The sequence below is a fragment of the Coleofasciculus sp. genome, assembly GCF_046539235.1.
GTDB lineage: Bacteria > Cyanobacteriota > Cyanobacteriia > Cyanobacteriales > Coleofasciculaceae > Coleofasciculus.
Genome location: NZ_JBKHHI010000007.1, coordinates 1 through 20,146, shown reverse-complemented (window position 1 = coordinate 20,146; position 20,146 = coordinate 1). Strand labels below are relative to the sequence as shown.

The following is a 20,146-nucleotide window of genomic DNA, read 5'->3' as shown; positions in this document are numbered from 1 at the left end:
CTACCAAAAGCTTGTCACCTCATAATCCAGCTCACGCAGCATCTGATACAACAGGGGTAAACTCAGACCAATAACATTACTATGACAACCGTCTAGTTTTTCGACAAATAAGCCGCCACGCCCTTCTAGCGCAAAGCAGCCCGCACACTTAAGCGGTTCGCCTGTCGCCACATACGCTTGAATCGCGCGATCGCTAACATTGGCAAAGTGTACTCGTGTTATCCCACAACGGACAATTGTTTTGTCCTGGGATAAGTCAATTAAGGCATGACCGGTATAGAGTTCGCCCACTCTACCCCGCATCATCTGCCACCGGGCGATCGCCTCTTGGGGATTAGCTGGTTTCCCGTGGATCTGACCCTGAATGCTTAACACTGAATCACAGCCTAACACTAGCGCCTCGTTAAATTTAGGCGCAACGGTTTGGGCTTTGTGCAATGCTAACGTCTTGACCAACTCTACCGGATCAGTAACCTTAACCTGAGATTCATCAAAATCACTCTGGCAAACGATGGGTTCAATGCCAACATTGTGCAATAAACGGCGGCGTGCTGGCGAAGCGGAGGCTAAAACGAATTTTGTCATTCGTCATTTGTCCTTTGTCATTCGTTACATTTATCTTGACAAATAACCCCTAATCTAGTAAACATTAAACGAACTAACGACTTGGGTAAACAAGTCTTGCACTTTATCCCAACGTTCTTCAGTGGTTGAAGCATTCAAGGTATAGAGCTTATCATGACTGATCACGGCTGTGGCTAGGTCATGTCGATCTTGACTGGGAAGTTTGACACTATATTCAAGAAGATAATAGGTTTTGTCTCCCGTATCGCGAGCTTTGGCATCGACTAATTCAACTTGACGATTGGAATTCGCTGCTGAAAGCACATTTTGCTGGAGTTGGTAACCGACTTCCCCAGGTGTTCCTAAATCGGTGAGGGTTGTATTCTCTGGAACGGGGTTAATCACCACGCTGACATTTTCGGTTGGCTCGATCAAATCCCGAAATACGACATCGGGTCCATCAGTGACTTTAATCGGCACCCAACCATTCGGATAGAGAAACTCATAACCGTCAGCCGTATCGACATAGCTTTTCAGCCCACTAACGCCGACAGTGCAGCCATGCAGACTTAAGCTCAATACTAGCAGCAAAATGGCGGCAATGGTCTTGAGCATCTTTTTATCCTTTGAATTGGTGCATTCTTATTGTCTCATCTTCCGGGTACACTAATGATCAAGATCGGTCATGTTGGCTTGAACAGGGTTAAAGTTAACCAGGAACCACTTTGTCAAGGTTTACGTCGGCAGACTGTAAAACTCTCACACTAACCCTCTTAACATTAAACCGAAAAACCAAAATAACATGAACTCAACCTATCGCATACTGACCATTTTTGGATTAATGACTGTGCTGACGGGATTCTCCGCAGCGGTTCACGCCCAACAGCCAATCAGGGTTGTGCAAGAAGCCTCGTCAGAGGAGTTAACAGATGTGGAACTGTATAACCAAGGCGTCGATAAATTGGAAAAGGGTGATTATGCTGGTGCGATTTCTGACTTCGCCGATGCATTACAACTGAATCCCGAAGATGCAGATACCTACTATAATCGTGGCTACGCTTATCATAGTCTGGGTAATTACGACGCTGCGATTTATGACTATACCCAAGCGATTAAGTTAAATCCCGATTTCAGTCAAGCCTATAGTAACCGAGGCTATACCTATTTTGTGCGCCGGGATTATCAAAAAGCGATCGCGGATTTCACTAAGGCGATCGAAATTAACCCGGAAAATGACACAGCGTATATTAGTCGCGGGAATGTTTACGACGAGTTAGGCAATTCTGAAGCGGCTCTCGACGATTACGCCAAAGCGCTGGAAATCAACCCCGAAAATGCTCGCCTTTATTATAATCGGGGGCTAACCCGCAATCGCTTGGAACAATATGAAGACGCGATCGCTGATTATACTAAATCAATTGAACTGCAACCCACTTTTGCTGAAGCTTATTACAATCGGGGGCTGACTCAATTCCAATTGGAGAACATTGAAGCAGCGACGGCTGATTTGCAGAAAGCGGCTGAACTTTTCCAAGAACAAGGCAGATTAGACAGTCATCAAAGTGTTATGAATGCGTTGCAAGCGATGCAAGGGGAAGCAAACCCCTGACCCTACTGATTTTGGCTTTTTAGGCTAAATCGAACTAATGTTTCGCGTAATCCTTGATCAGATTTCACTTCATTGTTAGTCCAAAATCGCTGGATTAACAGGGGTGTTCCCGATTTAGGGATTCGCAGAACTTAGCTAACGCTGGATACAGAGACAGCGACGAACATTAATCCACTAACTAAAACTATAGCCGCAATTCCCATAAATACATAGTTGCGTTGTTCAGTTTTGGTTGGTGGTTCTGCTTGGTAGACTTTCGGTTCACGGGCAAAGTTATTTAAACGTCCGCCTTCTTCTGTGGTATATGGCATGAATGATAACCTTCTTTACTCATCTTATAGAATTGTAACAAACTCTCAGTATAAATATTCTCTTATTTGGATAAGAAATTGTTATAGTCGCTAAAAAGCGGTTCTAGCCCTCTAATAATCGTTGTACCGAAACCCGAACATCAGGAAATCAATCAGCCAAAAGACATCTTCAGCGTAGGGATGGCGCTGGCGGTAGATTAGTCCCAGAGGTCTGACGATCGCCAAATCCGGTTCAGGTTCTGAATTGTTCGGTAGGGTGATGGGACGACCTTCCCGGACTTTAGCGCGATCGCCTAAAAGTTGGCTAAGATAAGTCCCACTTTCATCTCCTAGGTAAGCATGTTCTGGACTCTCCGGGGGCATTTCAATAATTTCTCCGTTTAACAGTTCGACATGACGATTGTCTAAAAGACCAACTTCGATCATGCGGTGATAGTCATCTAGCGTCCATTTGGCGGTAGTTACGGTCATCACAGTATGCTTCCAGAGTTTAGGGATTTAGTTAATAGTTATGTAAATACTCCTCAAACTTCCCAAGGACGAATGACCAATGACGAATGACAAAGGACAAATGACAAAACTTAATTAATTGTCCCCGTCAACGGTGAACTCGCACTGGCATAACTTTTAATTGGAATTCGCCCCGCCAGAAATGCTAAACGCCCCGCTTGAGTCGCCATCCCCATGGCTTTCCCCATCGCCACCGGATTTTTAGCTAACGCGATCGCACTATTCACAAGTATTGCATCTGCCCCCATTTCCATGGCTTGCGCCGCTTCACTAGGCGACCCAATTCCCGCATCTACGACCACAGGAATTCCCGCTTCTTCGATAATAATTTGAATATTTGCCGCCGTTTTAATCCCCTGTCCTGAACCAATCGGCGAACCCAAGGGCATTACTGTGACACAGCCCACCTCTTCCAATCGTTTGGCTAACATGGGGTCAGCATTAATATACGGCAGTACCGCAAACCCCTCTTTCACCAGTTTCTCGGCGGCTTCCAAAGTGCCAATCGGGTCTGGTAATAAATATTTAGGGTCGGGAATCACTTCTAACTTGACAAAATTATTATCCTCTTGCCCCAATAACTTTGCCATTTCCCGTCCTAACCGCGCCACCCGCACCGCTTCCTCTGCGGTTTTACAGCCGGCGGTATTGGGTAACATCCAGATTTTTGTCCAATCCAGCGCCTCTGCCAATCCTTCATGACCCGGGGCTTTGGTTTGCACCCGCCGCACGGCTACGGTAACAATTTCACTTCCACTCGCCGCAATCCCCTGCTGCATTTGTGCAATGGTGCTATATTTCCCTGTACCCGTCATCAGGCGGGAGTGAAATGTTCGACCTGCAATTATTAACGGGTCAGTTGTCGCTTGTTCTGTAACTGACGTGTTTTTGGGAGATACGGGAGTAATCGGAGAACTAATCATTAAATTTGAACAAGATTGATGATAAAAGCGATCGTATCGAAAATGCTCTAACAACGGATCAACAGTTTGCGTTTCCATCCAGTCTGCCAATAGCTGGGCGGTGATCGGGGCGAGGAGAATACCGTTGCGGTAATGTCCAGTCGCTAAAGTTAAGTTTTCACAAGGGCTAACGCCGAGGATCGGACATTCATCTGGGGTGGCGGGTCGAAATCCCCACCAGCATTCCCGAATTGACCAATCCTGTAGGGGCGGATATAGCCGTATTGCCCGTGATAGCAAGGTGTGAAGTCCTGATGGCGTATTATCCGATTGCCATCCCACATCCTCGCTGGTTGCACCAATCAGTAACCGCCCATCTCGACGCGGAACTAAATAGGTATCGGGTCCATACAGCACCCGTTGCAAGGGTAAGGGTTGATCGGGATTGGCTGGTATTTGTACCGACAGCATCTGACCCTTTTTCGGATACACGGGTACAGGTAGCAGTTGGTTTGACCAAGCCCCCGTGGCTAAGACATAATGGTCAGCCTGAAATTCACCAACCGAGGTTCTGACGCTACAAACGCGGCGATTTTGCTGCTCAATTGCCTCAACTGTAACGCCTTCGCGCAGATCAATCCCTAATTCTTGAGCCGCTAATCGCAGGGCTTGCGCCAAGGCGCGGTTATCGACTTGCCCGTCTTCGGGATACCACCAACCGCCAATCACATCTGTCCCTAATCCGGGTTGATATAGATGAATCGCCTGTTTATCTAACCAATTCCCGACCTCAGCGTCAGAGGCGGAAACATCTTCATAGACGGGGGCGAGAATGCCGCAGGGCAAGTACCCTGTTGCCACACCCGTAAGCTGTTCCAGTTTAGTACACCATTGGGAATAGAGCGATCGCGATCGCCAACATAACTCCCGCATCGGACTTTCGGGAATGGCTTCCCCATGAGGGGCTAACATACCCGCGGCGGCTAGAGTCGCTGCTTGTTTAAAGTCGCGGGTTAATACAGTGACTGTTGCTCCCCGCCACTTCAACTCTAGGGCGAGTGCCAAACCAATCACGCCACCGCCCACAATTAAAATATCACTGCAAAAGTTCATGAGAATAAAAAAATCCAGACGCGCCCTAGCCAGTCCTTATTTAGTCAATACCTTTACCAGAGAGCCGTAACGGGTTCGGAATCCTCAGCGGCTGTATCAGCACCTGTATCCGCTTGACCCACTGTTGTTTGAGGAGCTTGAGCTGTCTCCTGATTAGTTGGGGCTTGCTCGGCGGTTCCAATCGTCGTAGGAGCCTGAGCCGCTGGCTGAGTTGTCTCTTGCTCGTCTGTCGTGTCTGGAACCGACTCGATAATTTGGTTAGCCGTGCGGTTCTCACCGCCAAAGAGTTCTCCAAAAAAGGGAAGGGATACTCCTTGCCAACCGAGAGCGGCTCCCACGAGAGCAGCGGCGATGATAATTAATCCAATTAATTTGTTCATAGTTTGTTTCCCTGTAAACTCTACAGGACTTATGTCCCACCTATCCTATTCGTTAGATAGTTTTCTTACTGGCTTTTTTATCGATTGACACCCTCCCCAGCTAATCCTTCTCAGGTATAGTGGCAACCGTCTCACCGGATTACAATATCTAGTGAGCTAACGACTTTCTATTATATCGCTCCTCTCCACTGTGATTAACTCCTGCTCCCAGACTTAGCAAGAGACGTAGCATGCTACGTCTCTACCATTTCACAAATATTTCTGCACCACCTGCCATCCGGTATAGGACACCCAGGCAAATCCGACAAATAAAACCATATTAGTTCCCAGATGAACTGCCCGCGCCCAAGGGTGTTGGGGGCTAATCTGGGTGGAACTTGCCGCGGACACCGCAACCAACGCTACGACAGCTAATCCGGCAATCAAGTGTCCAGAATGTCCGAGATTGCCATAATGACCGATAGTACCCACTAAACCAATTCCCAGGAGCAGCAAGACCAGACTGACCATAAGCCACCCGATGATGTAGTGTAAAGGTCGCAACCATTTCGGTTTGGGGTGTTGAGAGTACCGTTTCGTGAACAGAACACTGCCCGTCACCGCCAACATCACATAAGCGGCTAGGGACAAACCCATTGACCAAGCGGCTATTTTCCACAACCAGATAAAGTCGGGCAGATTCACAACTTGATGCCTCAAATTTAGCCTGTTTACTGCCCCAATCGTAACGTAAGAGGTTGCTCAGCTGAACAACCTCCTTAATCTTTGTTTTTTTATGGCTTTTGTTATCTAGCGAACTGTTGCCACAGCTAAACGCGCTTGGCTGGCTGGGCTACTATGAGGAATTGTTTCTTCACTGGACTTATTATCATCAGTCGGTGGTACAACGGCTTTAGCGTCAGAGGACGCCGCCGGATTACCGTCTTGAGCGACAAGCAAGCGAGTACAGGGTATGGTATCCGAGAGAATCGCACTTGCCATCATGCCGCTGTGAATCTCTAATAGCGCCTGGGGTAGGGCTTCAAAGACTAAGCGCTGTCCCGGAAACACCACACGCTCAAAATACCAATTGGGAATATTTGTAATCCGAGCAATTTGAATCTGGCTCGTGGCGTTTACGTAGCAACAGACAATGTGAGTTTGATTATCACAGGGTAGGGGATCAAGTATCTGAGTCATAACTGCTGAGTGAGGTACTAAATGAATTCTGTTTGTTATTACTTCACCTAACTTAGCACTTGTGTTCCCTTCCCTGTTGTAAATCCGACTACCAATTGTGTGGCTTTTTCGCCAATCTCGTCCCAGCGATCGCCGCTAAATGGCTAATTTTTCCCATCCCTGAGGATGAGAACTTCTACCTATGGATAAGACCCTCAATTTGAACCCCTCAGGTAAGACTGCTTATATTACCTCGCTCAGACTCTCAACGATGAACCCCCCAAAAAAAATAGCATACGCTTGAGGTCAGAACCCAATCTTGTTAAAGTAAAGTTAAGTTATGTGAAAAAGAAATCAAATATCTGAGCAAGTTGGGCTGGGGCTTGGTTATCCTCTCCCGTTAGGTGAGGACTTAAACGCCTGCCTACACCGGGTTTTCATCCAAATTGGGTTGGAGATTTGCCCAGTTCAACCGAGCCAATCCTGTTCATAAAAGCCGATTTACCCCAGATAAAATTTATCATGTCACCAAAAATTCTTTATGTACGCCTCCCCTGCAACCCGATTTTCCCGATTGGTGTTGTCTATTTAGCCGATCACGTTCACAAACTCTTTCCAGAGGTAGAACAGCGCATCTTTGACTTAGGCACTGTACCTCCCCTGGATTTTTCGCGATCGCTCGACGCCTGTATTGACGAATTCCAACCGACGCTGTTGGTATTCTCCTGGCGCGATATTCAAATCTATGCGCCAGTTGGCGGTAGAGGGGGGAACCCCTTGCAAAATGCCTTCGAGTTCTACTACGCCAGTAACCCATTTGTCAAGTTACGCGGGGCGATCGGTGGCTTACGCCTAGCCGCTGCCTATTACAATGAACTGTGGCGTAATTTAGGATTGATTCGCCGGGGACTTAAACGCGCCCGTACCTACAACCCAGAGGCACGGGTGATGGTTGGCGGCGGTGCAGTGAGTGTATTTTATGAACAACTGAAGACTAAATTACCCAAGGGGACAATTGTCTCCGTTGGCGAAGGTGAAACCCTGCTAGAGAAACTTCTGCGGGGTGAATCGTTTGCTGATGAGCGCTGTTATGTGGTGGGTGAAACGCAGCCGCGCGATCGCATGATTCATGAACGCCCAACTCCCCTAGAAAAAACCGCCTGTAATTACGACTATATCCAAAGCATCTGGTCGGCATTTGATTATTATCTCCAAGAGAGCGACTTTTATATTGGGGTGCAAACTAAACGGGGTTGTCCCCACAACTGCTGCTACTGTATCTATACCGTCGTTGAAGGTAAACAAGTACGGATCAATCCCGCTGATGAAGTGGTTGCCGAGATGCGCCAGCTTTATGACCGAGGTATCCGCAACTTCTGGTTTACCGATGCTCAGTTTATCCCCGCCCGGAAGTTTATCGACGATGCGGTGGAACTGTTGCAGAAAATTCTTGATTCGGGGATGACAGACATTCACTGGGCGGCATACATTCGGGCAGATAATCTCACCCCCCAATTATGCGACTTGATGGTGAAAACCGGGATGAACTACTTTGAAATCGGCATTACCAGTGGTTCCCAGGAATTAGTTCGCAAGATGCGGATGGGGTATAACCTCCGCACCGTGCTGCAAAATTGTCGAGATTTGAAAGCCGCGGGCTTTAATGACTTGGTTTCGGTCAACTATTCCTTTAATGTAATAGATGAGCGACCGGACACCATTCGCCAAACCATTGCCTATCACCGGGAGTTAGAGCGAATCTTTGGTGCTGACAAGGTGGAACCCGCTATTTTCTTTATCGGATTACAACCCCACACTCATTTGGAAGCTTATGCTTTTGAGAACAATATTCTCGAAAAAGACTATGATCCAATGAGTTTAATGCCTTGGACAGCGAAAAAGCTACTCTGGAATCCCGAACCTTTAGGCTCTTTCTTTGGTGAGGTTTGTCTGCAAGCTTGGCGGCAAAATCCCGATGATTTTGGTCGCGAAGTGATCAAAATTTTAGAGGAACGCTTGGGCTGTGCCGATTTAGAGGACGCATTAGCGGCTCCGATTGAAGCCTCAGCTAAGACGCCGCCGAAACAACTGGTTACAGCAGGATAGTTGATTCTATCGGTTTATCGTTAACTCGAACAGCTTGGAGAAATTCAACCCTAAAATGTATCATAATCAACATAAAATAATCGGTTAAAATTCTCCCCTGCTAAAAGACGCGCCATGGCACGTCTCTACACACCCCCTTTCCCCTGAACCCCCTCAGACAAGGTTTGATCATGCTGCAAGGTTCGATATTACAAAAGTTAGACACAGCTCATCGCGGCGGTAAACGACCGCTGAATTTTGGCGTTTATCACAAAAACACCCTGATTGCCCTGTGTCATGCTTTGGAAGACTTTATCTTAGAGTCAGAAGGAAAACCTCTGCTAATTGCAGCATTTCAACAGGGGAAATGGTATCTGCAAGAGGCAGAACGCTATGGCGATTTAGCACAAAAGTCGTCTCAAGTGGTAATTCTGGCGACAGGGGGAACGGGTTTTGCTGAACATCCCACTAGCCAGCGCTCTAATGTGAGACTATTGGATTTAGATGCTTGTGATCCAGTGGCTCAAGAATGGCATTTGATCATTATGTCAGAGACATACACAGCAATGGTCTTATGTCAAGAGTTATCGGCTGAGGATTATGGCAGTAAAGGACCACCCCAAGATGATCGGGAGCGCAAGTTTTATGGGTTCTGGACATTTGAGCCGGAATTGGTTCGGGAAACGGTGGATTTGGCGATCGCACACATTGGCGGTTACGATCAACAGTTACAACAGCGCCTCACCGACCAAGCACAACAGATCACGGCTGCCTTCGGTAGCCAAAAACGCGATGATATTGGGCAGGTTGTGTCTCGCGTCGTCGATTATCTGGAAAGCTTTGAACAAGAATTACACCAAGCTGAGGATGAGCCACTCGATAACTTACCCCTTGCCGAGCAAGACTTAGATAATAATTTAGTGTCTAATAAAGTGCAGGCATTTTTGCGGATGGCACAGCTGATCGATCAAGCTGATGTCACTAATCCCATGGCAGCGGCGGAAGTGGCAACCCTTTGTGAAGCGATGGGTCAATTGCTCGATTTACCCGCATGGCAAATCAAACGACTGCGATTAGCGGGATTGCTGCATCGCCTTGCGCCGTTACAAGCCGTAGATGATCACCTAGAACCAGCAAAATCCACGGTGCAGCAACAGACGGTAGCTCAACAAGAGACGATGCCCAAATCCTCGGTTTTGCGTGTCATGCCCCAATTACAGGCAATTGCTCGCATTATCACTCACCAAAGCGAACATTGGGATGGTTCAGGACAACCGGATGGTTTGGCTTATGATGCAATTCCCTTGGAGTCGAGAATTTTAGCACTGATGACCACATTTCAACAGCGGCTCAAGGACTATCAATCTCAAGAGGCTCCTTTGGCAAAAGCACTTAACGACTGTCAGGCGTCAGCGGGTACAGTATTTGACCCCAAACTGCTTGAGGCTCTAGAACTACTGGTGATGGGAATGCAACAGGGTATGAGTTTACAGGCAAATCAACCTAAAATAGCCGCAGGGATGTGGTTGCTTGATTCCCATTCCCCTCAGGAAGCCCAATCAAATATTTCGTCTTAAGGTTTAAGTCACGCAGGAAAATTGATGGAAATCGAAGCAATTCGCGCCGGAAAAATCAAGCAGCTCTCAGGTGTTAATCTAGACGACGAAGATTTGTCTGGGAGCCAACTGGAACAGATTAATTTGGCAGGCGCTAGTCTGGTGGGTACGAATTTGTCGAGAGCGAATCTCAATGGCGCTCGTCTTGATGGCGCTAAACTGCTGTGCGCTCAATTGGTGTCGGCTGATGTGCGGGCGAATTGTTTGGGCGCTAATCTGATGCAAGCTAACTTGACTGGGGCGGATTTGCGCGGGAGCAATCTCCGAGGCGCAAATTTAATGGGCGCGAATTTGACACAGGTGTCCTTTGCTGGAGCCTTTTTGAGTGGCGCGAATCTTATGGGAGTCAACCTCCAGGGCGTCGATTTTCGAGGCGCTGATCTGCGGGGGGCGAATCTCAACAGTGCTAATCTTAAGGGGGCGGATTTATCGCAAGCGGATTTACAAGGCGCTAGCTTGTGTGACGCCAATTTTGAGGAAGCGGATTTGCGCGGGGCGAATCTGGGAGGGGCGAATTTAACGGGAGCGAATTTGCTTTGTGCTGAACTCGATAATGTCAATGTAAATGGTGCGAAGTTAGAGCGGACTTGTGTGGTGGGAACGTCTCTGGAAAGTAGTTCCTAGACTGTTGTCTGAGAATCGTGAGTTATTGTCCTTAGCACAAAAGCAATACAAAGGACAAAGAAAAAAGAGTAAATGATAATATTCTGACATAGAGGCTTGGATTTAGGCTTCACTCCTGCTATGATTCATGATTATCGAGTTACGCCCAAAAAACTCTTCCATCTCGACCAGGTGGAGGAATATTTGGTACTGGAGTGATGGGGAGAATAGGCAAAAAGGGTTAATCACCCTGATCAAATTAGGGGCGTTTCATCTCCTGGAAATCTGTCCTGGCTCACCTCCTCACGTCCTCAACTCTCCCCGTTAACGAAAAAGGCATCTTGCCAGACTAGGGGATTGGGAGGATATCTATCCCCAAATTAGTTCGGTTATTTCCCGATTCAACTCTATCCGTTTCTCGGTGTTTTAGGCGATGATAGTAACTAGGAGAGAATGTCAACCTGTTGAACCCTGTCGGTGTCAGGAGGAAAAGTAGCAGATGCGACAAGCGGATGATTTTTCCGAAATGTTGAACCTTTACCTCTTTACCGTCGTCTAAAGGTGTAATACTATAGAGTTAAGATAAACTCATACTGACTTCGCATTCGCCCTGTTCCTAGCCCAGAGTTACTAAGCTGGGAAACGCCGCAGAATCAACGAAGAGACAACTGAGTCAATCGCATTAACTCCTGATCAACGGTTCGATCTCCTGCCCAACTCAATACAGGTAGGAGTCTATACATCTTTTAGTAGATGTAAACAACCGCTTCGCGCACTTATCCTCAAGGTGAGAGATGGCTATAGCTTTTGCTTTTGAGGTCAAAATCCGCGACAGATTTATTGCTCGTTTACGGAGTCACTACTCACAGATGCCCACTGTTAACACCAAACCCAAAACGACCAAGCCCACATTTTCGGCAGATATGGTTCGCACCTATCTGCATGAAATCGGTCGCGTGCCACTACTGACCCATGAGCAAGAAATTGTCTATGGTAAGCAAGTGCAGCAGATGATGCCGCTCTTGGAGGCAAAAGAAGCCTTAGCGGAAACGAAGAAGCGCGAACCGACGATGCAGGAGTGGGCAGATCACGTTGATTTAGAGGAATCAGCCCTTAAGAAGATTATAAACCAGGGAACGCGAGCTAAGCGTAAAATGATCGAAGCGAATCTGCGCCTAGTGGTAGCGATCGCGAAAAAGTATCAGAAGCGTAACATGGAATTCCTGGATTTGATTCAGGAAGGCACCCTGGGATTAGAGCGAGGCGTGGAGAAATTTGACCCAACGCGAGGGTATAAGTTCTCGACTTATGCTTACTGGTGGATTCGTCAAGCCATCACCCGCGCCATCGCCCAACAAGCCCGTGCGATTCGGTTACCGATTCACATTACTGAAAAGCTGAATAAGATCAAAAAGGTTCAGCGGGAACTGTCTCAGAGATTGGGGCGTAACGCCACACCAACTGAGATTGGTCAAGAGTTGGATTTAGAACCGTCCCAAATTCGCGAATATTTGAGCATCGCTCGTCAACCCGTATCCTTGGATGTGCGGGTAGGGGATAACCAAGATACCGAATTATCTGATCTGTTGGAAGATAGTGGACCGACTCCGGTTCATTACACCACCCAGGAATCCCTGCGCCAAGATTTAGATAATCTCCTGGCAGAATTAACCCCCCAACAACGGGAAGTCTTAGCACTCCGCTTTGGCTTAGAAGATGGGAATGAACTATCTCTGGCAAAAGTCGGACAGAAACTCAATCTCAGTCGCGAGCGGGTACGCCAGTTAGAGCATCAAGCTTTAAACCAACTCAGACGACGCCACGCCACTGTGCGGGAATACATAGCCAGTTAGTTTGTTTGTAGTTTAGCCAAGAACTCAAGTTCTGGCTCAAAGCTTAAACCCGTTTAAACGGGTTTAAAGACTTTCAAAGACTATTTGTGAATGCCCAAGTTGGCGACATTCTAGCAAAGTGGTAGCACAATTCGCTACCACTTTTTTTGTAAAAAAATATTAATTTCTTCAGCCATCCCCAGACTAGCGATTGAAGCTCCTGAAAATACTGTGTCCGTAGAAAAACATTCTGCTGGGTGAGTTAACTTTCATTCCTTCGAGGGAATCGCTACTTAAGCATCATCCCTTATTGTTTAACTAGAGAGAGATGAATACTTCAATCTAATTACAAACCCACGTAATTTTACCCGTGCGAACTGTGACGGTTGAGAAACCGGATAAAGGCAGCGCAAACCAGAGACAGGTTCACGGTTAGATAGAAAGTAAGGATGCCTGCTAACGTCTACTTTAGCTTAAATCTACTTTAACAAATTAGGGCGGCTACCAACTGTGTACTAAAATTCCAAATTTTTTAAGGGTGTTTCGATATTATTTTAAAGGAGGTAACCACGGTGATTAGCCGATTCATTGAGTTTTTCCAGTCCCAACGTCAACCGTCTTTTTCTTGGCGTTTACCCTTAACCGGGTTACTGCTCACTGTCGGACTAACAATGAATGTCTCCAGTAGACCCATAGCCGTCGCTGAACAACTCAAGCAAGCCGTGGATAGTTCCACTGGGGAAACGAATCCATCTACTGTATCCGCTTCAGCCACTTCAATCCCAGATGGCACGTACCTTTACGGTGAATCCTCCCAACCCAATCAGATTGGTCAAGAATATATTGTGTTTCAAGCCAATGAAGGACAGCTAGTTGGGGCACTTTACTTACCTCACTCTGAATTTAGCTGTTTTCATGGCACTCTAGAATCTAAACAGATGAATCTCCGAGTTGTCAACCCCTACGACCAAACCGCTTTAGCTCATACTATTGAGAATCAGCAACAAACCTCGGTGGCGGCGACGGGGAGCCAGCTTAATCTCGATCACACTTACGAATCCTTAACCTATCCCTACACCGTTAAGCTTGATCAGTATCAACCTGTGGGTCAACTGAGTGAGAATGATCAGCGGATGTTGAATATCTGTCGGGAAAACTTGCTCTGACCAAGGACAAATGACGAAAATATTAACATCCTACATCTAATCCCTCTGGCGGTTGGGAATAGAAGGCTTGTTCATCTGCGGCTGTGGGTGAGTTCGCAAACTGTTCAATTTGAGTCAATAAGGTTTTCGCTTCTAGATCACCATTGTCGGTTCGGTGTTTGAGGTAGAGCTTTAGTTCATTGACTAGGGCAGTGGGGATGTTCATGGTTAAACTCCAATGAAAACGCTATATTCCATTTTGGATGATGAATGATTATATGATCATTAGAGGTTGCTGTACCATGCCACTACATTAATGCAGCCAGCCCGATTTAGAGGCAGGGCGGGTTTTGTACTCCAGTTGGGGGGAAACCATGACGATTAATCCCTAAACCCGCCCCTACAAATTCATGATGGCGCAGCTATCGAAAGGAAGCGAAAAGTTAAAAGTTGATCCTTCTGTTGGCACACTGGTAACACTAATTTGTCCCCCGTGAGCATTAATAATTTGCCGACATAAATATAAGCCTAAACCAATTCCGGTTAAGTGTTGAGAGTACAATCCCCGAACATAAAGTTTAAACAGCCGATCGCACTGCTGTTTGCTCATCCCTATCCCGTCATCGGCGATCGCACAATGAAGCATATCCCTCTCAACCCTTACTGTCAGCGTAATCTTAACCCCCGGTAGGTTGTGTTTAAGGGCATTCGTCAATAGATGCTGGAAAACACACCGCAGTTGAGTCGGATCAGCTTTAACCGGGGGTAAGGTTTGGGGAATAACCGTCGTTAATTGAGCCTGGTTACTGCTGAATAACGGCTGCAAATCAGCCAGGATTTGGCTGAGGAGTTCATTTAAGCATAAAGGTTGACAGTGGAGTTCTATTTTCCGCCCTTGGTTAAAATGATCTTCAGATAAGGCATTGATCAACGTCAATTGGCGATCGCTATTTTCAATCAGCAGATCCAGAATTCGGCGTGGCAGGGCAACGGTTTCACCCGGGCTGTTTTGGGTTCCCTTCAACATCAGAATTAAGCCCATCATTGATGTTCGTAGATCATGGGATACCGCTTGTAAAAACACATCTTTAAGTTCGTAAAGCCGTTGCAATTCCTGCATTTTTTCCTCAAGTTGCAGGGTACGTTCCGCCACTTGACTTTCCAGGTTACTATTAAGCCCTTGGACTTGTTGATAAAGTTGAGCTTGTTGAATGGCAATGGTGACTTGAACCGCTAATCGTCTTAACCAATTCACCTCAAAGGATTGCCAATGACGGGAATGATGGCATTGATGAACTGCCAAGAGTCCAAATAGCTGATCATCGAGAATTAATGGAATTGCCAGGGTAGCTTTAATCTGGTAGCACTGATAAAAGTCTTTGAGATAGGGCGTTACATTAACCCGCTCTGTATTATCCCGGATTAAAATTTGACGCTGGGCAAATAATTCTTGGGTTTCTTGTAACAGTTTCTCTGAGAGTTTCCATCCCAACAGAGATTTATAAGCAGAGGCGACAGATTCGGCAGCAATTTTACTGTGGTTATTTTCATCTAGATAACTGATATAGACACGATCTGCCTGTAATAATTGCCGCACTTCCACAACAGTGGTTTGCAAAATCTGGTCTAAATCTAAGGATTGACGAATCCGCAGGGCAATCTCGGCTAACAAGCGATCGCGTTCTAAGGTAGCCCGCAGTTGTGCTTCTGCCTGTTGACGCTCTGACATGGCGGCGGCTAAAACTAAAGCAGTTATTGTTACCACTGCCATAAACGTTTGTAGCAGTAGAATTGCCCCTAAGGTACTTCCCGTTTTCACCACAAACGGTCCGATCCCCTGGAGAACACCGCCAATTGCCATTCCCGAAACGATTAAACTGGCAAGAACCGCACCCCACACCCGAAATCGCAGCGCCGCCCAAACGACAAAGGGAAAGGGTAAATATTCCAGGGGATAGTCGGAGAGAGCAAAGGTGGTTCGAGACTGGAAAACTAGCCAACTCAATACCCCCAGTAGACTCCAGCACAGGACGGCTTCTAAAATCTGTTGGGGTGGATAATTTGGCGGCAAAATTCGCTGAGGAGAGTCCTGAACAATTAATAGCAGTAAGGGGGTAAACACTAAGATTCCCATACTGTCTCCTAACCAAAGGGTTCCCCAATTCAGTCCAAATTGATGCCACGGAATAAAATTCACCCAGCAATTCACTAGCGTACTAATCGTGGCGTTAATTAAGGGAGCAATGATTGCGCCAAAGACAATTAGAGCATAAGCATCCTTGAGGCGTTCTAACGTCGGGTTAAAATTTAGGCGACGTAATCCCATCGCACCGACAACAGCTTGTAACGTGCAGCCGATTACCGAACCCAGAGACACCAAAAATGAGGCTCCCAGAGACAGATTGAGCCAAAATGCACCAATCGCCACACCAACCCACAGCCGTTTTCCCTGCAAAAAAAGGGCAGCCAGAGCAATCCCCGCACCAACCCACACTGGAGACGCCTCATCGCCCAATCCCAGCCAAGACAATGTAAACTGAGCGCTACCCTTATAAGCGATCGCGACTAGAGCAACTGTGATCAGGTATCGCCAGAAACGCTGCGGATTCCCAGGAAATATGGACAAAATTAAATCTTCACCGTAACTAATATTCAAGATTTCATGACTCAAAACAATCAGCTTCCATCAACAGGATGCCCAACGTTATCAAAACTTAACATCCCCTAGGTGGGTGAGTGTTGAGTTGTAGGGGCGGGTTTAGGGACTAATATTGATTGTTATCCCTAGCTTGGCTGCAAAACCCGCCCCGACCATAAGACTGGCGCGAGTATGACAAATGACGAATGACGAATGACAAATAACTATTCCTGTCTTACACTCTCCGGAACCCCCACAGGGGAAATACCCGCGATCGCTCTCAGGTTTTGAGAGCGGATTAATTCGGTAAAGTTTAAACTCAGTCGTCCTTCTATCTCAGCCACGGATTCAATCGCTGCTAATAGATGCTGTGCTGCTTCTGTTTCGGTATAGCCACGCCGCAGGGCGACTTTAATCGCATCGGTATCCGCATCTAGGTGGGTTTGACAACTGCGAGTGCTGCGCCAAATTTGACTCCCCGCGATCGCACTCAATCCAGTCGCCACGACGACACCCACCGCATCGCCTTGCACCAGTTCTACCATTCCCCCTAACAATCCGGCAATGACGACACCTTGATATAAATCTGGTTTAAACCATTTGATAGTAATCAACCAACTCACGGTGCTGAGGAGCAGCATATCCCGTTGCGGTCTGGGTAAGCGACGCCACAGATCAAAGTTAATATAGATTGGACGATCTCTCGACCAAGGCATCGGGAAAGGAGTGTCAATCACCGCCATCTGTTGCGGTTTACTGATAATTTTGGTCAGCATTCGCCCAGAGGCGGGCATTAGATCACGCAAGCGGCGAATTTCTGGCTCTGGATTCATCAGCCGAGGGACTCAAACTTACAGGATTTATAGGATAAAGTTAAAACACGTATCGTCCCAACTATCTCATGCTTACCTGAAAATACAAAACATCTGGGCAGGTAAACCCGTAAAATAGGCACAGGAGATTGTCAAGACCAGACTTTCCCCTCAAGCTACAACCCAGCGATAGACTATGGACGCTTTTACCCCATTTCCACCGCAATGGACAAAATCAGCCACTCATGCCTTAGAGTTCTGCTGTCCCACCTGTCATGCTTCTTCTATGGAAGCCCAACGGGTTTGGATTAATCGACAATCGCCAGTCCTGACTGAAGATTATCGCAAAAAGTGGCAAGAGTTCTATCAATGCCAGTGTGGTAAAGTGTGGTGGGCTTGGAGTAGCGATCGCCCTCCCTCGGAATTGACCAACCGCGATCAACCCCCAGATTTGTAACGTCGAATACCATAAACAGTAAGTCGCCCGTGGCAGTAGTTGGGCTAGCATTCCAGTTTATTTATGCGCGTTTCCACTCTCATCGCCCTAACCCTAAGTACAGCCAGTTTTTGGGGAATGCCAATTGCCCCGATTCATGCTGTACAGCAAGCCGATGGTACCGTTTCCTTTGAAAAATCACCGCGCTTGATTAATGCGTTCACCACATTTGACCATGTGGGAGTATGGGGAGCTAAATATTATTTCACCCTAGAACTTCCAGAGAATGCGGGTGAACCCTTACAGAAGGTGACAATTAGCCAACGGGAAGGAAGCGAAACTATCCGTTTTCGACTTGATGATACTTTAGCCTTTACCGGAACGGCTCGAAATAAAGGCGAACAATTGCCGTTACAATCGGTGACCAGAGATGATGAAACCAAAACGGTTTCTGTTAGTTTTGTCGAACCAATTGCTCCGGGAACCACATTTACCATTGGTCTTCAGCCACAGCATAATCCCTATTGGGGTGGAGTTTATTTATTTGGTGTCACCGCTTTTCCGGCAGGAGAAAAACCCTATGGATTATATCTGGGTGTGGGACGGTTGCACTTCTATCGACGAACCTCTTGTCGATGGGGATTCTGCTAGATAGGAGGTGCTGGGGAAGCTGGGGAAGCTGGGGAAATAATGTTGCAGACGTGATGACGAAGCATTTGTCTGTAGGGGCGGGTTTAGGGACTAATATTAATTGTTATCCCTAGCTTGGCTGCAAAACCCGCCCCGACCATAAGACATAAGACATAAACGAATGACGAATTACGAATGACATAATACAAATTACCAAGGACTACCAACCATAGTAAACGCACTCCAGTAATAAGGATGTTGAAAGTTAACGTCTCCGAGTCTGGCTAATTCTTGTGGTAACGGGACTGATTTATCACCTGCAATCAGTTGTCCCCCTTTGACATAGACTTGTCCCTCTAACATTGCCAGTTGAGTTTGTCGCAACGCTTCGGCTTTAATCGGAGCTTGTTTGAGGGTTTGATAGAGTTGGGTCATTAATCCTAACGTTCCCTCATCACTGACATACCATAAACTGCCCACGGCTGATTTTGCGCCCGATTGAACCGCTAATCCAGCAAACCCTAATTCCGCTTCCTCATTCCCCAATGCGGTGCGACAAGCACTGAGAACTAAGAGTTCAACGGGAGGATTATTCCAGTCTAATTGAGATAATTGATTGAGTCGCAGCTTCCTATCCCAAAGTTGAATATACGAGTTATTCGGTTCTCCCGATTGGAAATTAGCATGAGTAGCTAAGTGGATAATGCCAAAAGGTTGCTGCTGACGTTGCGCTTTGAGATTTTCTAGCGTAAACGTCTCGTTAAGAAAAGATTTCCCTTGCCACAGCGATTGGGTAATAGCTGATAATTCTACCGGAACAGCAGGTAAAGGTTTTTGGTCAATAAATTGTGCTGCTCCCATTGCTAAAACTTCCATGTTTTCAAGGGAAGCATAGTTGGGATTTACCAGGCTTAAACTCGGCATTAAACCAACACTATATTTCTCAATCAAAAACTGTTGACCATCGTAAATAGCCGCCATAGGAATAGAGCGCAAGCCATAGTCTACTAGGAAGGTTACGTTTTCGATACCGAGGGCTTGTAGTTCGGCATCCATGGGAGCCACTAGCCAATCATAAAGTTGTTTCCCTGGAACAATGTAGCCTTTACGACTACGAACATTGGTGACTTCTAAGCGAAACTTATCCGCAACGTTGAGAACTTGTTGGCGAGTGATTTCTGGGATTCGTTTGCGAATGGGTAATCCATTCGCTGTAACCAGGAGTAATTCTAATTGGTCTTCAGGATTACGGGTTTGAGTCGGATTATTTTGGCTGAATGATGTTGTATTTTCTGCCTGATTAGAACTCTCTGGCGGGACAAAACTGATATAAATCAGTGCAGATTTAACTCCTGTCGTTTTCTCGATATGGCTGAGAATATTTCGGCTTTGGGCGAGGGTAACTAAGGGGATATCAGTGGGTAAGCCTAAATAGTCTACAAATTGCTGGGTAAAGTTTTCCTCTGAGGCGTCAACGGATTGGAGAGATGAGTCAGAAGTACCTGATGACGAGGCTTCGCTGGATGAGGTATTAGCGGGTGTGGATGAATTGCTATTCGTTTCATTGGATGGAGTTTCAGCAGATACGGATGGATTACTACTTGTTTCGCTAGGACTAGAATTGCTGGAGTTATTCAGTTGATTTGTTGGTTCAGATAGAGTTGTATCGCTGGAATTATTCAGATTATCTTCGGAATTGAGAGAAGTCGGATTATCTGAATTTTCTAGATTCTCTTCTGGGTTTAGGGAAGTCGGATTATCTGAATTTTCTAGATTCTCTTCTGGGTTTAGGGAAGTCGGAT

At 46.7% G+C, this 20,146-nt stretch carries 19 protein-coding genes and 1 pseudogene; 8 read left to right on the top strand and 12 right to left on the bottom strand.

The genetic code is table 11. The annotated features are described in order from the left end of the window. The gene (locus ACLFWI_RS01690; protein ID WP_446411456.1) at window positions 1-585 is read right to left on the bottom strand and encodes a Maf family protein; all 585 of its coding nucleotides are present in this window, start codon (window positions 583-585) and stop codon (window positions 1-3) included. 54 nt (window positions 586-639) lie between these two features. Then, entirely contained in the window at window positions 640-1,179 is a 540-nt protein-coding gene (psbP, locus tag ACLFWI_RS01685) for a photosystem II reaction center PsbP (protein ID WP_446406793.1), read from the bottom strand. 187 nt (window positions 1,180-1,366) lie between these two features. On the opposite strand from psbP, the gene ACLFWI_RS01680 reads away from it, so the two are divergent. Further along, window positions 1,367-2,173, top strand: coding sequence for a tetratricopeptide repeat protein (locus ACLFWI_RS01680; protein WP_446411455.1), 807 nt, complete (start codon window positions 1,367-1,369; stop codon window positions 2,171-2,173). A 131-nt stretch (window positions 2,174-2,304) separates the two neighbouring features. On the opposite strand, the gene psb34 is transcribed toward ACLFWI_RS01680, so the two are convergent. From psb34 to ACLFWI_RS01650, 6 genes and pseudogenes are all read right to left on the bottom strand, one after another. After that, window positions 2,305-2,484: a photosystem II assembly protein Psb34 gene (psb34, locus tag ACLFWI_RS01675; protein ID WP_446411454.1), complete on the bottom strand. Its 180-nt coding sequence runs from the start codon at window positions 2,482-2,484 to the stop codon at window positions 2,305-2,307. 144 nt (window positions 2,485-2,628) lie between these two features. Continuing rightward, window positions 2,629-2,955: pseudogene (locus tag ACLFWI_RS01670) on the bottom strand (Uma2 family endonuclease); the annotation flags it as partial. Between the two features lie 110 nt (window positions 2,956-3,065). Then, window positions 3,066-5,009, bottom strand: a complete 1,944-nt coding sequence (thiO, locus tag ACLFWI_RS01665; protein WP_446411453.1) for a glycine oxidase ThiO — start codon at window positions 5,007-5,009, stop codon at window positions 3,066-3,068. Between the two features lie 53 nt (window positions 5,010-5,062). Further along, window positions 5,063-5,389 (bottom strand): hypothetical protein, encoded by a 327-nt coding sequence (locus tag ACLFWI_RS01660; RefSeq protein ID WP_446406788.1) that lies wholly within the window; start codon window positions 5,387-5,389, stop codon window positions 5,063-5,065. Window positions 5,390-5,638: 249 nt separating this feature from the next. Continuing rightward, window positions 5,639-6,073, bottom strand: a complete 435-nt coding sequence (locus ACLFWI_RS01655) for a DUF4079 domain-containing protein (RefSeq protein ID WP_446406787.1) — start codon at window positions 6,071-6,073, stop codon at window positions 5,639-5,641. Between the two features lie 105 nt (window positions 6,074-6,178). Beyond that, window positions 6,179-6,568 (bottom strand): DUF1830 domain-containing protein, encoded by a 390-nt coding sequence (locus ACLFWI_RS01650; protein ID WP_446411452.1) that lies wholly within the window; start codon window positions 6,566-6,568, stop codon window positions 6,179-6,181. Between the two features lie 501 nt (window positions 6,569-7,069). On the opposite strand from ACLFWI_RS01650, the gene ACLFWI_RS01645 reads away from it, so the two are divergent. From ACLFWI_RS01645 to ACLFWI_RS01625, 5 genes are all read left to right on the top strand, one after another. Continuing rightward, window positions 7,070-8,653, top strand: coding sequence for a photosystem II high light acclimation radical SAM protein (locus ACLFWI_RS01645; protein ID WP_446411451.1), 1,584 nt, complete (start codon window positions 7,070-7,072; stop codon window positions 8,651-8,653). A 170-nt stretch (window positions 8,654-8,823) separates the two neighbouring features. After that, window positions 8,824-10,209, top strand: a complete 1,386-nt coding sequence (locus ACLFWI_RS01640) for a DICT sensory domain-containing protein (protein WP_446411450.1) — start codon at window positions 8,824-8,826, stop codon at window positions 10,207-10,209. Between the two features lie 24 nt (window positions 10,210-10,233). Further along, window positions 10,234-10,872: a pentapeptide repeat-containing protein gene (locus tag ACLFWI_RS01635; RefSeq protein WP_446411449.1), complete on the top strand. Its 639-nt coding sequence runs from the start codon at window positions 10,234-10,236 to the stop codon at window positions 10,870-10,872. An 848-nt stretch (window positions 10,873-11,720) separates the two neighbouring features. After that, on the top strand, window positions 11,721-12,704 hold the full coding sequence (locus tag ACLFWI_RS01630; RefSeq protein WP_446411482.1) for an RNA polymerase sigma factor, RpoD/SigA family: 984 nt from the start codon (window positions 11,721-11,723) through the stop codon (window positions 12,702-12,704). A gap of 551 nt (window positions 12,705-13,255) precedes the next feature. Further along, window positions 13,256-13,849 (top strand): hypothetical protein, encoded by a 594-nt coding sequence (locus ACLFWI_RS01625; protein ID WP_446411448.1) that lies wholly within the window; start codon window positions 13,256-13,258, stop codon window positions 13,847-13,849. A 22-nt stretch (window positions 13,850-13,871) separates the two neighbouring features. On the opposite strand, the gene ACLFWI_RS01620 is transcribed toward ACLFWI_RS01625, so the two are convergent. From ACLFWI_RS01620 to ACLFWI_RS01610, 3 genes are all read right to left on the bottom strand, one after another. Beyond that, window positions 13,872-14,054, bottom strand: a complete 183-nt coding sequence (locus tag ACLFWI_RS01620; RefSeq protein WP_446411447.1) for a hypothetical protein — start codon at window positions 14,052-14,054, stop codon at window positions 13,872-13,874. Between the two features lie 174 nt (window positions 14,055-14,228). Continuing rightward, window positions 14,229-16,484 carry an MASE1 domain-containing protein gene (locus ACLFWI_RS01615; RefSeq protein ID WP_446411446.1) on the bottom strand — a complete coding sequence of 752 codons (2,256 nt, stop codon included), beginning with the start codon at window positions 16,482-16,484 and terminating at the stop codon, window positions 14,229-14,231. A gap of 206 nt (window positions 16,485-16,690) precedes the next feature. After that, window positions 16,691-17,299: a DUF3318 domain-containing protein gene (locus ACLFWI_RS01610; RefSeq protein WP_446411445.1), complete on the bottom strand. Its 609-nt coding sequence runs from the start codon at window positions 17,297-17,299 to the stop codon at window positions 16,691-16,693. Between the two features lie 175 nt (window positions 17,300-17,474). Here ACLFWI_RS01610 and ACLFWI_RS01605 point away from each other — a divergent pair, with 175 nt between their 5' ends. Both ACLFWI_RS01605 and ACLFWI_RS01600 read left to right on the top strand, forming a co-directional pair. Next, window positions 17,475-17,735 carry a hypothetical protein gene (locus ACLFWI_RS01605; protein ID WP_446376585.1) on the top strand — a complete coding sequence of 87 codons (261 nt, stop codon included), beginning with the start codon at window positions 17,475-17,477 and terminating at the stop codon, window positions 17,733-17,735. A 63-nt stretch (window positions 17,736-17,798) separates the two neighbouring features. Next, on the top strand, window positions 17,799-18,365 hold the full coding sequence (locus ACLFWI_RS01600; protein WP_446411444.1) for a DUF2808 domain-containing protein: 567 nt from the start codon (window positions 17,799-17,801) through the stop codon (window positions 18,363-18,365). A 189-nt stretch (window positions 18,366-18,554) separates the two neighbouring features. Here ACLFWI_RS01600 and ACLFWI_RS01595 read toward each other — a convergent pair. Further along, the coding region (locus ACLFWI_RS01595; RefSeq protein ID WP_446411443.1) for a CHAT domain-containing protein at window positions 18,555-20,146 on the bottom strand (1,592 nt) is incomplete at its 5' end.

Excerpts from the sequence above, each read along its gene's own strand:
- ACLFWI_RS01690 (WP_446411456.1), bottom strand. The coding sequence starts at position 585 with ATGACAAAATTCGTTTTAGCCTCCGCTTCGCCAGCACGCCGCCGTTTA.
- psbP (WP_446406793.1), bottom strand. The coding sequence starts at position 1,179 with ATGCTCAAGACCATTGCCGCCATTTTGCTGCTAGTATTGAGCTTAAGT.
- ACLFWI_RS01680 (WP_446411455.1), top strand. The coding sequence starts at position 1,367 with ATGAACTCAACCTATCGCATACTGACCATTTTTGGATTAATGACTGTG.
- psb34 (WP_446411454.1), bottom strand. The coding sequence starts at position 2,484 with ATGCCATATACCACAGAAGAAGGCGGACGTTTAAATAACTTTGCCCGT.
- thiO (WP_446411453.1), bottom strand. The coding sequence starts at position 5,009 with ATGAACTTTTGCAGTGATATTTTAATTGTGGGCGGTGGCGTGATTGGT.
- ACLFWI_RS01660 (WP_446406788.1), bottom strand. The coding sequence starts at position 5,389 with ATGAACAAATTAATTGGATTAATTATCATCGCCGCTGCTCTCGTGGGA.
- ACLFWI_RS01650 (WP_446411452.1), bottom strand. The coding sequence starts at position 6,568 with ATGACTCAGATACTTGATCCCCTACCCTGTGATAATCAAACTCACATT.
- ACLFWI_RS01645 (WP_446411451.1), top strand. The coding sequence starts at position 7,070 with ATGTCACCAAAAATTCTTTATGTACGCCTCCCCTGCAACCCGATTTTC.
- ACLFWI_RS01640 (WP_446411450.1), top strand. The coding sequence starts at position 8,824 with ATGCTGCAAGGTTCGATATTACAAAAGTTAGACACAGCTCATCGCGGC.
- ACLFWI_RS01635 (WP_446411449.1), top strand. The coding sequence starts at position 10,234 with ATGGAAATCGAAGCAATTCGCGCCGGAAAAATCAAGCAGCTCTCAGGT.
- ACLFWI_RS01630 (WP_446411482.1), top strand. The coding sequence starts at position 11,721 with ATGCCCACTGTTAACACCAAACCCAAAACGACCAAGCCCACATTTTCG.
- ACLFWI_RS01620 (WP_446411447.1), bottom strand. The coding sequence starts at position 14,054 with ATGAACATCCCCACTGCCCTAGTCAATGAACTAAAGCTCTACCTCAAA.
- ACLFWI_RS01610 (WP_446411445.1), bottom strand. The coding sequence starts at position 17,299 with ATGAATCCAGAGCCAGAAATTCGCCGCTTGCGTGATCTAATGCCCGCC.
- ACLFWI_RS01605 (WP_446376585.1), top strand. The coding sequence starts at position 17,475 with ATGGACGCTTTTACCCCATTTCCACCGCAATGGACAAAATCAGCCACT.
- ACLFWI_RS01600 (WP_446411444.1), top strand. The coding sequence starts at position 17,799 with ATGCGCGTTTCCACTCTCATCGCCCTAACCCTAAGTACAGCCAGTTTT.